At 47.7% G+C, this 13,374-nt stretch carries 10 protein-coding genes and 1 pseudogene; 5 read left to right on the top strand and 6 right to left on the bottom strand.

Features of this window, described 5'->3' with window-relative positions:
* Position 1 precedes the first annotated feature (1 nt).
* The 4 genes and pseudogenes from PBN151_RS05475 to leuC all read right to left on the bottom strand — a co-directional run bounded on the left by PBN151_RS05475 (position 2) and on the right by leuC (position 4,362).
* Positions 2 to 1,501 (bottom strand): N-acetylmuramoyl-L-alanine amidase family protein, encoded by a 1,500-nt coding sequence (locus tag PBN151_RS05475; RefSeq protein WP_072728009.1) that lies wholly within the window; start codon positions 1,499 to 1,501, stop codon positions 2 to 4.
* 306 nt (positions 1,502 to 1,807) lie between these two features.
* Positions 1,808 to 2,251 (bottom strand): annotated as a pseudogene (locus PBN151_RS05470) (methyltransferase domain-containing protein); the annotation flags it as partial.
* 60 nt (positions 2,252 to 2,311) lie between these two features.
* Positions 2,312 to 2,923, bottom strand: a complete 612-nt coding sequence (leuD, locus tag PBN151_RS05465) for a 3-isopropylmalate dehydratase small subunit (protein WP_065291634.1) — start codon at positions 2,921 to 2,923, stop codon at positions 2,312 to 2,314.
* 14 nt (positions 2,924 to 2,937) lie between these two features.
* Positions 2,938 to 4,362: a 3-isopropylmalate dehydratase large subunit gene (gene leuC, locus PBN151_RS05460; RefSeq protein ID WP_072728008.1), complete on the bottom strand. Its 1,425-nt coding sequence runs from the start codon at positions 4,360 to 4,362 to the stop codon at positions 2,938 to 2,940.
* Between the two features lie 147 nt (positions 4,363 to 4,509).
* Here leuC and PBN151_RS05455 point away from each other — a divergent pair, with 147 nt between their 5' ends.
* On the top strand, positions 4,510 to 5,475 hold the full coding sequence (locus PBN151_RS05455; protein WP_072728007.1) for a LysR family transcriptional regulator: 966 nt from the start codon (positions 4,510 to 4,512) through the stop codon (positions 5,473 to 5,475).
* Positions 5,476 to 5,514: 39 nt separating this feature from the next.
* Here PBN151_RS05455 and PBN151_RS05450 read toward each other — a convergent pair whose 3' ends face one another.
* Entirely contained in the window at positions 5,515 to 7,479 is a 1,965-nt protein-coding gene (locus PBN151_RS05450; RefSeq protein WP_083544951.1) for a glycoside hydrolase family 3 protein, read from the bottom strand.
* Complete coding sequence (locus PBN151_RS05445; protein WP_072728005.1) at positions 7,476 to 8,333, bottom strand: carbon-nitrogen family hydrolase; 858 nt, start codon at positions 8,331 to 8,333, stop codon at positions 7,476 to 7,478. Before PBN151_RS05445 ends, PBN151_RS05450 begins: the two co-directional genes overlap by 4 nt.
* Positions 8,334 to 8,509: 176 nt before the next feature.
* Between PBN151_RS05445 and PBN151_RS05440 the strand changes: the two genes are divergently transcribed.
* The 4 genes from PBN151_RS05440 (at position 8,510) to PBN151_RS05425 (ending at position 13,353) form a co-directional block, all read left to right on the top strand.
* Positions 8,510 to 9,013, top strand: coding sequence for a type IV secretion system protein VirB6 (locus PBN151_RS05440; protein WP_175560612.1), 504 nt, complete (start codon positions 8,510 to 8,512; stop codon positions 9,011 to 9,013).
* A 138-nt stretch (positions 9,014 to 9,151) separates the two neighbouring features.
* Positions 9,152 to 10,345 carry a pyridoxal phosphate-dependent aminotransferase gene (locus PBN151_RS05435; protein WP_072728004.1) on the top strand — a complete coding sequence of 398 codons (1,194 nt, stop codon included), beginning with the start codon at positions 9,152 to 9,154 and terminating at the stop codon, positions 10,343 to 10,345.
* Between the two features lie 635 nt (positions 10,346 to 10,980).
* Positions 10,981 to 12,090 (top strand): glutamate 5-kinase, encoded by a 1,110-nt coding sequence (gene proB / locus PBN151_RS05430; protein WP_072728505.1) that lies wholly within the window; start codon positions 10,981 to 10,983, stop codon positions 12,088 to 12,090.
* Between the two features lie 15 nt (positions 12,091 to 12,105).
* Positions 12,106 to 13,353: a glutamate-5-semialdehyde dehydrogenase gene (locus tag PBN151_RS05425; RefSeq protein ID WP_072728003.1), complete on the top strand. Its 1,248-nt coding sequence runs from the start codon at positions 12,106 to 12,108 to the stop codon at positions 13,351 to 13,353.
* Positions 13,354 to 13,374: the final 21 nt, after the last annotated feature.

Below are 13,374 nucleotides of genomic sequence, written 5' to 3'. Positions count from 1 at the left end.
ATCAGGATACGCCCAAATATTCTTTAATCCCTTTGACAATGTTCTCCGCAACGCGCCATTGGAACTGGTCGTCATACATTTTTGGTTCGTCATTCGTGCTCGTCAAAAAGCCTATTTCGAGCAGAGCCGACGGCATCTTCGTTTCCCGAACGACATGGAGATCTCCAAATTTGATACCCCGATCCTTCAATTGCGTTCCATTCAATAAATTTTTGTGCAACGTCTTGGCAAATGCTTCGCTGCTCTTGTGATAATAGAACGTCTCCGTACCTGTTACGGAAGGGCTATTTTTCGCGCTGTTTCCATGTATCGATACGAATATATCCGCACCAATTTTGTTCGCAAGCGATGAACGATCCGATAATTCAGGGAATGAGTCGTCTTCGCGCGTCATAACAAGATTGATCTTATCTTCTTTACGAAGCAGTTCTCCGACTTTCAAGGAAAGTGACAAAGTAAAGTCCTTTTCCGTCTTCTTCGTCAAGCTAAGCGCACCGGAGTCCTTGCCTCCATGGCCTGCATCAATCACAACGGTATAAGTACCATTTGGTTTGTTTGGCGTTACAGGTGGTTTCGTTGTTCCGCCATTGCCGTTCCCATCGTCATTTCCACTCTTTTGATTCAGCGAAATGGTCGTCAAACCTTGATCATTCAGTGTGACTTCACCATTCAACGGGTAGTTCAAATCAATAACGAAGCGCGCTGTATTCGGCTTATCGCTGAACATTGCAAAGCGAATGCGCTGAACATCTGGGTAATCTGATACTACATATTCCCCTTGTCCATCTTTATTGAAACTATATTTTTCATAGAACTCGTCCGAGAACACTGCATTCGGCAAATCAATAACTACCCGGTTAGGGCTGTCCATCGTCATAATGCTCGGTCTTACATTACGATCTAAAGCAATATGTAATTGATTATTGTCAAAAGAAAAGTTCGTAACGACTGAAGTATTGTTATCTGGCTTTGCTTGGTCTCCACCATTACTGCCATTATCTCCATTGCCGTTGTCCGGCTTTGTCGGCTTGTCCTCATTGCCTTTATCAGGTGTTGGGGGCGTTACTTCGTCGGAAGTGAACATGTACACGGATTTGGTTGAGTTGTCCCAATCCACTTTCAACCCCATATTCTCCCCGATAAAACGAAGTGGGACTAGTGTAGTTTCGCCTTTAATAACCGGTGGTGCAACAAGTGTAACACTCTTGTTGTCAACTGTCGCCGTCTTCTGATTGACGGTGAGATTCATGCTTCTGCTATTATCATTTATAGCTACCGTCTTCGCCTTCTGATTCCAATCAACCTTATAACCCAACTCTTCAGAAACGACGCGAATCGGGACCATGACCGAATTGTTCAGCATCAAAATGTTCTCTGGCATCGCCAAAGAATTTCCATTCAAGTACAAGCTCGTATTAGGTGCAGCTTGTCCCAGCGTAGGAAACACTAAACACAACAGCATTAATAGCAATCCAACCGCAAATTTTTGTTTTTTCTGCATCTTCACCTCTACATCCTTTCGTCATGTTCCGCACTATTCTATTTGTCTATTAAGAACGGACGTATTATTAGACGTATAAAAAGTACAAAAGTTGCGTAGTTTCTACATTTTTTGGCTAAAATAAACCTGCTAAAATATCCCTTGTTTTCACTGTAAATCACCTACTCCCACATGGCAAGACAAAAATTGCGCATTTGAACATAAATATTGACAGGATATGTAACAACAACAAAAAGACCGTTCTCTATTTCGCACCTGATCATACAAAAAGTGCAAATAGAAAATGGTCTACCCTCTCTAAAAATATCAACTTCTAGTAGCAGAAATAATTAAGAACATGGGTCTGCGCAGTTCATCAGTCATCCCGGGTATTTCTCGCAGCATTTTCTCAGATGGAGTCGGCTCCTTCACTGCATGTATCGTAAATCCCGCATCAATCAAGTTACTCATATACGTAGCAAACGTTCGATGATACTTAACGACATCCTCCGTTAAGAAGGCCGTTTCACGCTTCCCTTCATCCTGATAGCCATCCACTGCCCAATGGAGGATATTCCCTTGCTCATCGTACACCCAATCTTGTTCATTGCGCGAAGTGAAGATCGGATGCTCCACCGAGAACAGAAACACGCCCCCTGGTTTTAAGCTGTGATAGACTTTGTCACAAATCGTATCGAACGACTCAATACAATGAAAGGCTAGCGAACTAATCACCACATCAAATTGCTCATCAGCAAACTGAATGTCTTCAAATCCCTGGAACGCCGAAGCGAATCCAGGGATTGTAATACCTTCTATTGTCAACGGTGCTTATACGACTGGGTAAGCGACACGCCCCGCATTCGCAGCTTCGTATGCAGTAATTGCATCTTCATGCTTCAGCGTCAATCCGATATCATCGAGACCTTGCAGCAAAAATTGGCGACGGTGCTCATCCAGATCGAAAGTGTAGTTCAATCCGTACTCATCCGTAATTGTCTTCTCTTCCAAATTCACGTCCAGACGATAGCCGTCCTTCTCCGCTGCACGACGGAATAGTTCATCAACTTGCTCTTCTGACAGCTTAATAGGAAGAATACCATTCTTGAAGCAGTTATTGTAGAAAATATCTGCGAATGATGGAGCAATAACACAGCGGAAGCCATAATCAAGAATCGCCCATGGTGCATGCTCACGTGAAGAACCGCAACCGAAATTCGCACGGGACAGTAATACGGAAGCTCCTTCATATTGCGGCTGGTTTAAGGTGAAGGAAGGAATAACGTTGCCCGCCTCGTCGAATCTCCACTCGTAGAACAAGAACTGGCCGAATCCGCTCCGTTCAATACGCTTCAAAAATTGCTTGGGAATGATTGCATCTGTATCCACGTTGACCCGATCAACTGGGGCAACAAGACCGTTCAATGATGTAAATGGTTGCATGATTCGTTCCTCCCTTAGTTCAATACTTCCGCTTTGATTTCCCAGTTGCGCACATCAACGAAATGACCCTTGATTGCCGCTGCTGCTGCCATTGCTGGCGATACCAAATGCGTACGTCCACCGCGGCCTTGACGTCCTTCGAAGTTACGGTTGGAAGTCGAAGCACATCGTTGTCCTGGCTGGAGCACATCCGGGTTCATGGCAAGGCACATACTGCATCCAGCATCACGCCATTCGAAGCCCGCTTCCACGAATACTTGATCCAAGCCTTCTTTCTCCGCCTGAAGCTTAACCCGACCAGAGCCTGGAACAACGATAGCCGTTACCTTATCGCTCACCTTGTAGCCTCTAGCTATCTCAGCCGCTGCACGCAAATCCTCGATACGGCCATTTGTACATGAGCCGATAAATACATAGTCGACAGCAATTTCAGTCATCGGCGTACCAGGTGTCAGATCCATATATTCAAGTGCTTTCTCAGCAGCTTTACGTTCATTTTCGGTTGTAAAATCAGCAGGGTTCGGTACATTCGACGTAATATCGGTACCCATACCTGGGCTCGTTCCCCAAGTCACCTGTGGGATAAGCTGATCCATATCCACTTCAACAACAACATCATAAGCAGCGCCCTCATCGGTTACATAGCTCTTCCACTCTGCAACAGCAGCATCGAAAGCTTCGCCTTGAGGCACATACTGACGATCACGCAAGTATTGGAATGTTGTCTCGTCTGGTGCGATTAGACCAGCACGTGCACCCGCTTCAATGGACATATTGCATACAGTCATTCTCTCTTCCATCGTCAATTCGCGGATGGATTCGCCTGTGTATTCAATGACATACCCAGTTGCAAAATCAGTGCCGTTCTGCGCAATGAAGCCCAAGATCATATCCTTCGCAGTAACGCCTGGCTTGCGCTTGCCAACGAAGCGCACTTCCATCGTCTTCGACTTCGCTTGCTGCAAGCATTGTGTAGCCATGACATGCTCAACTTCGCTTGTGCCAATTCCGAACGCAAGGGCGCCGAATGCACCGTGCGTCGACGTATGGCTGTCCCCACAGACAATTGTCTTCCCTGGATGAGTAAGACCAAGCTCAGGCCCCATAACGTGCACCACGCCTTGATCAATGCTGTCCAGGTCGAACAGCGTAACACCAAAGTCTGCACAGTTCTGTGATAATGTATCGATCTGCTGCTTCGAGATTGGATCTGTTATGTTGAACCGATCCTTCGTCGGTACATTATGATCCATTGTTGCAAATGTAAGGTCCGGACGTCTTACCTTGCGGCCGCTCAAGCGCAATCCTTCAAAAGCTTGCGGGGATGTTACCTCGTGCACCAAATGCAAATCAATGTATAAAATGCTTGGTTTGCCTTCTTCTTGCACGATGACGTGCCGATCCCAAATCTTCTCGTACATGGTCTTCTTTATCGTCATTTCCTTCACCTCTCCGCGATTTTACGCTTCTCTCTCTATTTCTCTTGCCACCAAATATAGCATTTCTTTCTTCATTGATCCAAGATATAATATCTATAATTACAATAGGTTTAACCTATAAGTTATACAGAGAAAGGATGAACGGACATGGAATTTAGACAGCTGCTCTATGCCGTCCAAATTGCACAGGAGAGGAACTTCTCCCGGGCTGCTGAGAAGCTGCACATCGCACAGCCTTCATTAAGCCAGCAGTTGTCGAAGCTAGAGAAGGAAATTGGCGTCCTCTTATTTCAACGAACGACCAATTCAGTGGAACTCACACATGCAGGAGAGGTATTCGTCGACCGCGCACAAAAGATGCTCGATGCGATGGAACAGCTGAAGAACGAAATGGCCGATATCAGCCAGACGAAGAGAGGAAAGGTGGTTATCGGGACAATGCCGATTACGGGATCCCATATCCTCCCCCATGTCCTTCCTCAATTCCATGAACGCTATCCAGCCATCGATCTGGTACTCGTAGAGGATACTTCGACGTCCAACCTGGAGCGAATGACGGCCCAAGGCAAGAATGATCTATGCCTGCTATCTCTGCCCTTAACGGATGATTCTCTTACCTATCGACCTGTCGTGGAAGAGGAGATTCTGCTGGCAATCCCCCCTCAGCATTCTCTTGCCAAGCAGCATTGCAAATGTTCTGAGCCAAGTCCGGTGTCCTTATCAGACCTCCGAGACGAGCCCTTCATTCTCTTGAAGCGTGGTCAAGGATTCCGGCAAATTACCGTACAATTGTGCCAGGAAGCCGGTTTTACCCCGAATGTCGTATTCGAGAGCACGAACATTGAGACCGTCCAGTCTCTCGTAGCAGCTGGTATGGGGGTTGCCTTAGTTCCTTCATTTATTGCGACTGCTCCTCGAAGCGAATTTGTTCCGTTATATCTTCCGCTGACAGGAAGACCTTCCCGTACGCTTGTTATCGCGTATCGTGAAGGCCGCTATATGTCCCATGCGGCAGAAGCCTTCATGCAGACACTGCAAGATACGATCACAGCCCGCTTCGGCTCGCGAGTTCGCGCCGGAGGAACGATGAATCAACCTAAGAAGTCTGAATGAGATCGTATCTCTATGTACGAATCAGCTCATCGATTCGCATTATGGCAATCCTGCAACCGCAACAGGGAATTGACCTAATGCAGCAGCGCGTCCAAACAATACTCGTGCTGCTGCCCGCATATTACTATCCGTTAGCCCATAAATCGCATAGCCGATTGGAATGTTAGCCAAAGCCTGAGCATCATAGGGAAGTCCTGCTGCAACGACTGCAACAGGCTTCTTCATTTGGTCAAGCTGAGCTACCAACTTGTTAAACAGTTTGGTTCTACGAGGCTGTCGGTATACATCGTTCGTCACGATAACGATGGCATCTGCGGCTCTGATTGCATCGGTCAATCCTGTATCTTCAAGCTTACTCACTCGAACGTCAATCTCAGCCGAACGCACCTTGTTGCGATTAGCTGCTGCATGAGCTTCCTTCTCCTCCGCCCCAACATCTCGTCTTCCCTTCACCTCAGCTACTAATGCACGCTGCATCGCTTCCAAGCTGGCGCTATCATGACCGACCAGAAGTACTTGGTTCATACTGGATGTAATCAGCTCACTGGGCTGATTAGCAATAGAATCTGTCCCCCAACGTGTAACAGCCTGTTCCGCTATGCGCTTCATTAATCCCTGCGCCTGATTGGAAGCAATAAATGATTGGGCTTTCCCAATCGCTTGTTCCACATTTAATTGAGAAGCCTGCTTTGCATTCGTCACCTTATACTTCAACTTTAAGTGCAAGATGCGACGCACACTCTCATCAATGCGCTGCTCGGTCAATGTCCCCTCTTCTATCGCTTTATGAATCGCAGATATTGCCTGATGCGGCTTAGGGGGCATCAAGAGCACATCTGCACCTGCTTGGATGGACATTACAGCAGCTTCATCCGAACCAAAATGATCCGCAATCGCCTTCATATTCAATGCATCCGTAATAATGGCCCCCTGAAAATGCAATTGATCACGTAAAATATCTGTAAGGACACGGGAAGATAGTGTAGCTGGAATCGTGATGAGTGAGCCATCTTTTTGAGAGGAGGTTGTCTTCGGCTCAAGTTGAGGAACCTGAATGTGAGCGGACATAATCATATCCACTCCTTCTTCAATGGCTGCCTTGAAGGGCAACCATTCTACTTGCTCGAACCGCTTCAAGTCATGAGTCAACTGAGGTAGTCCCACATGCGAATCAGTACGTGTCGAGCCGTGCCCAGGGAAGTGTTTCACAATGGCTGGCATGCCGCTATAATGTGCTCCCTGTACATAGGCGCGTACGTACGCAGACACCTGTTTAGGCTCAGAGCCAAATGAGCGAAGTCCGATGACGGGATTGTGCGGATCATCATTTACATCAGCAACAGGGGCAAAATTTAGGTTGAAGGAGAGCAACTGCATGAGGCTGCCCGTTTCAATAGCCGTTTCCTTCGCAAGCTGGGGTTGTCCAGTCGCAGCAATCGCCATATTTCCATTCCAATCGCCAGTGAACAGGATACGATTTACTACTCCCCCCTCCTGATCTACGCCAATCCAGAGTGGGATACGGGATGATCGGAGCATTTGGACATTGTCTTCAACCGTTTGCCCCACAGTCTTGATGTCATCTTTGAATAAAATAACGCCTCCAGGAGCCAGTTCATGAAGGATATTCGACAGCGCTTGGTTAGGCTTCTCAGCAGTAAGCGCAGATAAGTGAACCAAAAACATTTGGCCAATTTTCTCGTCTAAGGTGAGTGCTTGCAGCCATTTTTCCACTTGAATGTTGTCTTCTGCAGAGCCGTTTACAATTTTCTGGTCAAATGAAGAATCCGAACCCTTCAATTGGATCGCATCCGTACCGTTTTGATGAAGGACTCTACCATCACCATCTATACCCAGCACCCAATCTACCACATGAGCGCCATATCCAGACCAGACTAGAAGGAGCACACCTATTGTACATCCAATAATGAGAAAAAGAAGACGTGCTTGACGACGTTTACGAGATGTGTCTGCCCGCTTATGCCGCTCTTTTCTCGACATCATACACGATCAAGCAATGGAGCAGAACCATAGGAAGCCGTAGCAGATTGATAAAGCGATTCTCTACGATCAGCGAACACAGGAATTCGCCCCCGCACCTCCTGTACGAGCGACAGAGAGATCGGTGCCTGCACAAATGCCTCCTGTTCCCCTGATGAAGCAAGTGTATCCCCCCATGGATCAATAATTGCCGAATGTCCGAAGAAAGCTGTCTCTTGTCCGGAAGCCCCCTTGCTCGTACCGACTCGATTGCAGGCTACCACATACATTTGATTTTCAATGGCTCTCGCAGTCAACAGCGTCTTCCAATGATGAAGCCGTGGATGCGGCCACTCAGCTGGAACAAATAGAACTTCTGTACCTTGGAGCGCCATTGTTCGGGTCCATTCCGGGAAACGGAGATCATAACAAATAATAACCCCACACTTCACACCATCTAGGGTAAACGTCCCGAGCGCATTTCCGGAAGATAAATAAACATGTTCATCCATCAACTGGAACAAATGAACCTTGTCATAGGCGCCAACAATGTCGCCGTTACGATCTGCTGCATACACCCGGTTGTAGATCTGGTCGCCTTCACGAACCGATACGGAACCACCTACAATGTTTACACCATATCGTGCAGCAAGCATCGTGAGCATTTGCTTCGTCTGCTGTCCATTTACATCTGCTATTTCGTGAATCCGCTCAAGTGCATAACCTGTATTCCACATTTCTGGAAGCACAATGACGTCCGGCTTCGAATCTCTCTCCATTGCTTTGCCGATCCATTGAATAACGTTCTCCATATTTTTGTCCGGTTCGCCGATTGCAACATCCATTTGAATCGCACACACATTCCATAATTGTTCCATCGTATACACTCCTTCTCTCGGCTTTCAGCATGCATTTGTTCTTCGGTAGCACTTTCTACCATCCATCATACCTTTTCATGGATTGGAGTCAAGATGGGTACGTTAAGGAAGCAAGCGGAATCAAAAATAAACAACGAATAATCACCCACCGCGGTCTCGAAAGGATGAAAAGTAGCATGCGCAATCGTTGTATGGTCAAATGGGTCGTAGCTATTGCTCTCTTACTTGTATGCAGCACAAGTACACTGATGACGAATTCTGTATCCGCATGGGCACCGGGTGAAGGCAGCGATTCGGCTGCAAGTCCTCCGATCCAACTGTTCGATATTAAGGCACAACGGATTGTGAAGACGTTCCCTAACAGCAAGGAGTTCCAAGCAGTCGCTGCTTCTTGGCTCAAGTCGATAACCGGACTGTCCCCTCAGCTCACGATTGGGCATCAATGTGGATATATCGTACGTATCCCATTAACATCAGTGGCTGATGTGGTTCTTCCAAGAGAGACGGTGCAGATAAAAGACGTATTTCTTATCTATTGCCCAGATAAAGATCCGCTGCTGCTCGTATTCTCGAAGGAACGCAAGCCCTATTTGCTACGAATAAATTTAGATGTCAAACCATTTATGCAGCAGCTATTGACAACAGAACCGACAGGAAAGGCTGAAAAATCGAGCGGATAAGTTGTATTTAAAGAAAAACCGTATGTAAGCTACGGAAATCGATGAAAAAAAAGGGTATACACTTCAGTGGAAACATGCTAAATTATCGTTATTATTTTGATAACCGATAACGAATCCGGGTGCTGGAGTGGATAAGACATGTTAGAAGAAACATACCGTTCTATCTCGATCAAGCCGGCCGCACGCATGAACCGGCTTCCGAAGCAATTCTTTGCCCAGCTTGTGCAGCGGACGAACGCTCGCATCGCTGACGGTCATGATGTCATCAATCTTGGTCAGGGCAATCCTGACTTGCCAACTGCTCCTCATATTGTGACTGCGCTGCAGGAAGCAGCAACTGACCCAATCAATCATAAATACCCTCCATTCAGTGGACATCGCTACTTGAAGGAAGCGATAGCCAAGCGGTATAAGGAAGACTATAATGTGGATCTCGATCCCGATACAGAAGTAGCCGTATTGTTCGGAGGCAAGACGGGACTCGTTGAAATCAGTCAAATTCTGCTTAACGCAGGCGACGTCTGCCTCGTTCCAGATCCAGGCTATCCTGATTATTGGTCTGGCGTTGCCCTTGCTGGTGCTGACATGGTCATGATGCCATTGTTGGAAGAAAATCAATTCCTTCCAGATTATGAACGGATTACGAAGCAGCAGCTAGAACGGGCTAAGCTAATGTTCCTGAACTATCCGAACAATCCAACGGCAGCGACTGCAAGTTCTGATTTCTATGCGGACACCGTGCAATTTGCAGCGAAGCATAATATCGTCGTTGCCAGTGATTTCGCATATGGATCGATTGGATTTGATGGAAAACGGCCTGTGAGCTTCTTACAGACGCCTGGTGCGAAGGAAGTCGGTATCGAATTCTACACGATGTCCAAGACTTACAACATGGCCGGGTGGCGAGTTGCATTTGCTGTTGGCAATAAAGAGCTTATCCGCCTAATCAATCTGATGCAGGATCACATGTATGTTAGCCTATTCGGTGCTGTTCAGGCTGCCGCTGCCGCCGCATTGACCGGTTCGCAGCAACCAGTTCATGAACTGTGTGCGACATATGAACAGCGCAGGAATGTATTCTTCAAGGAGCTTCATCGCATTGGCTGGGAGGCCGTTCCATCGGCAGGATCCTTCTTCGCTTGGCTCCCAGTTCCTAAAAATTACAACTCTGCCCAATTCGCAGATTTACTACTGGAGCGTGCCAATGTTGTCACCGCGCCAGGCATCGGATTTGGTAAGCATGGAGAGGGCTACGTCCGGGTCGGACTGCTCGCGCCAGAGGCGCGATTATGCGAAGCTGCCGAGCGAATAGGAAGACTATCGCTATTCTAAGCTAGATTAGTGCAATGATGCTGTCTCGGTTTATAATCGGGCTTATCAACAATTTCATTGTGTTTCTAACTAAAGGAATCTTCTGTCACCTCCCTTTATACAGGGTTCGCCTTCTTTACTCCATTGGAATCACATGGTATTCTATTCGTAATACACTCATTGCTCTCATGGAGCAGCGGGTGCCAGAGTGAATACCCTTATCGTGATGACAGGACCAGTACGTAATGAAGGTCGCGTTCAGAGAGCGGAATGCCATAGGCTGCAAGCATCCGCCGCAGAGCCATTACAGAACCTATCCTTGAGCGGTCAGCATAAGCGTTACGCGTGAAGCTGAACGGCTGCCTCCGTTATAGGCGATCAAGTGGGATGGTTTCTGCATGATCATGAATCTGCGATCAACGCAGTTCAGGTATATGCTCTAGGAACCCTCAATGAAGGTGGTACCGCGGAAGTGTGACTTTCGTCCTTTAGAGGACGAGGGTCTTTTTTTATACCCATAATCCGTTTTCGCGACATCACTGTTCGGCATTCCCTTGATCCATTCACATCATCGTATTACAATCTGGCACCGGCAAATCGTGAGATGTATGATACTTATACTCATGAGAGTCAAAGAATCAGGAAGTGAATGAATGATGGAACAGTGTCAACGAATTGTAGTGAAAATTGGAAGCAGCTCGCTTACCTCTGAGCATGGCGGCTTAAATCGAGAACATATTGAATTCTACGTACGCGAGCTCGTCTCTCTTATGGAACGTGGTGCACATGTCGTGCTCGTCACCTCAGGTGCCGTTGCAGCCGGATTTCGACATATTGGATATATGACTCGTCCGAAGCTTCTCCATGAGAAGCAGGCTGCTGCTGCAGTCGGTCAGGCGCTGCTAATGCAGGCCTACCAAGAACAATTCCAGAAGTACAGCATTCCTTCAGCACAGCTGCTGTTAACTCGGCCAGACTTCGCCAATCGCAAGCGCGGCCATAATGCCCAGATGACAATGGAGGAACTGCTGAAGCAGCGTGTCGTCCCTATTATTAATGAGAATGACACCGTATCCGTTGAGGAACTCAAGTTTGGTGATAACGATACGCTCTCAGCACTGGTTGCGAATCTTGTTCATGCTGATCGGCTAGTGATTATTACGGATACGGACGGGTTGTATACGGCAGATCCCCGTTCCAATCCGAATGCGAAGCGGTTCGACAGAGTCGAGGAAATTAACGAGGAAATTTACGCATATGCTGGAGGAGCCGGCTCATCTGTCGGTACGGGCGGCATGCGTTCGAAGCTAGATGCAGCACGTATCGCCATGCGGGGTGGTGTGCCTGCCTTTGTTGGCCGAGTCAATGAGCCAGGTGATTTGCTCCTTGCTGTGGACGGTATTGGCAAGGGTACCTATTTCGATACTCACCTGCACGCATTGCCGATGAAGAAGCAATGGCTTGGCTTCCACTCTACCCCACATGGACAAATTATTGTCGATGAAGGCGCTGAACGGGCATTGATATCACGAGGATCAAGTCTGCTGCCTGCTGGTATTCGAGGAGTCGAAGGCGACTTCCACCCTGGAGATGTGGTTGAGGTGTCTGGTGAGGACGGACGTGTGATTGGCAGAGGCATCGTCAATTACGAAGCCGATCAATTAAAGATTGCAGCGGGCTGGTCTACGGATGAGGTTCTCAATCGCATCGAGGTTCCGCGCATTGAAGTGATACATCGAGATGAATGGGTCACACTACGATCATAGAGGGAGGCATGTACGATGAGTGAAGTACTTTCCAAGGCTACGTTAGCGAAAGAAGCAGCCGCAGTCATGAACCGACTGACAACCGATCAGAAGAATGAAGCATTATTGAGAATGGCGGATCTGCTTGTCCAACATGCAGATTCGATTATTGAAGCAAACGCAAAAGATCTAGAACGAGGGAAGCAGCAGGGAACATCAGATTCTCTATTGGATCGCCTTGCACTAAATGAGGCAAGAATTGAAGATATGGCAGAAGGATTGCGCCAGATCGCCGAACTGACAGATCCTGTTGGAGATGTTCTTGAGAAAATTGACCGTCCCAACGGCTTGCATATTGAGAAAATCCGTGTGCCACTAGGTGTAATTGGCATGATCTATGAAGCGCGTCCGAATGTCACCGTGGATGCGGCTGGCCTGTGTCTTAAGACAGGCAATGCGGTCGTACTGCGCGGAGGCTCTTCTGCGCTGGAATCTAACAAGCGCATTGTCGCTGTGCTGCATGAAGCGCTGAAGCTCACTTCTGTTCCAGTTGAAGCCTTGCAGCTAATCGAAGATGCGGATCGTGCTTCTGTTGACGAGATGTTGAAATGTAACGGCTTGCTGGATGTCGTCATTCCGCGCGGTGGCGCATCGCTCATTCAGAATGTCGTTCAAAATGCAACTGTACCCGTTATCGAGACCGGGGCAGGAATTTGTCACACCTATATTGACCAGTCCGCTGATCCGGAGATGGCCGAAGCAATTGCATTCAACGCGAAAGTGCAGCGCCCTTCCGTATGCAACTCTATGGAGACTCTGCTCGTACACGAGCAGTTTGCCGAGCGCCATCTGACAGGATTGCTTGAAGGATTTGACACACATCGTGTTGAACTGCGAGGCTGCGAGCGAACAATCGCCTATGCGCCATGGGCTAAGAAAGCATCCGAACAAGATTATGCAACAGAATATAACGACTATGTACTGAACGTGCGCGTCATTGACTCGCTTGATGAAGCACTTGAGCATATCGCTCACTATGGCACGAAGCACTCCGAATGTATCGTGACCGAGAACAAAGACCGTGCCAGCCGTTTCTTAAGGGAAGTTGATGCTGCTGCTGTCTACCATAATGCATCAACGCGGTTCACAGATGGGTTTGAATTCGGATTTGGTGCTGAGATCGGCATTAGCACACAGAAACTACACGCAAGAGGTCCAATGGGCCTACCTGCCCTAACGTCCACGAAGTATCGGATATATGGCAAAGGCCAAATTCGCGAGTAACATCGCACGCCAGTGCTATTT

The organism is Paenibacillus sp. NAIST15-1 (assembly GCF_001894745.1).
GTDB classification, from domain to species: domain Bacteria; phylum Bacillota; class Bacilli; order Paenibacillales; family Paenibacillaceae; genus Paenibacillus_B; species Paenibacillus_B suaedae.
This window is presented reverse-complemented; position numbering and strand designations above follow the sequence as displayed.

Coding starts and splice junctions, on each gene's coding strand:
- PBN151_RS05475 (WP_072728009.1), bottom strand. CDS start 1,501: ATGCAGAAAAAACAAAAATTTGCGGTTGGATTGCTATTAATGCTGTTG.
- leuD (WP_065291634.1), bottom strand. CDS start 2,923: ATGCAACCATTTACATCATTGAACGGTCTTGTTGCCCCAGTTGATCGG.
- leuC (WP_072728008.1), bottom strand. CDS start 4,362: ATGACGATAAAGAAGACCATGTACGAGAAGATTTGGGATCGGCACGTC.
- PBN151_RS05455 (WP_072728007.1), top strand. CDS start 4,510: ATGGAATTTAGACAGCTGCTCTATGCCGTCCAAATTGCACAGGAGAGG.
- PBN151_RS05450 (WP_083544951.1), bottom strand. CDS start 7,479: ATGATGTCGAGAAAAGAGCGGCATAAGCGGGCAGACACATCTCGTAAA.
- PBN151_RS05445 (WP_072728005.1), bottom strand. CDS start 8,333: ATGGAACAATTATGGAATGTGTGTGCGATTCAAATGGATGTTGCAATC.
- PBN151_RS05440 (WP_175560612.1), top strand. CDS start 8,510: ATGCGCAATCGTTGTATGGTCAAATGGGTCGTAGCTATTGCTCTCTTA.
- PBN151_RS05435 (WP_072728004.1), top strand. CDS start 9,152: ATGTTAGAAGAAACATACCGTTCTATCTCGATCAAGCCGGCCGCACGC.
- proB (WP_072728505.1), top strand. CDS start 10,981: ATGGAACAGTGTCAACGAATTGTAGTGAAAATTGGAAGCAGCTCGCTT.
- PBN151_RS05425 (WP_072728003.1), top strand. CDS start 12,106: ATGAGTGAAGTACTTTCCAAGGCTACGTTAGCGAAAGAAGCAGCCGCA.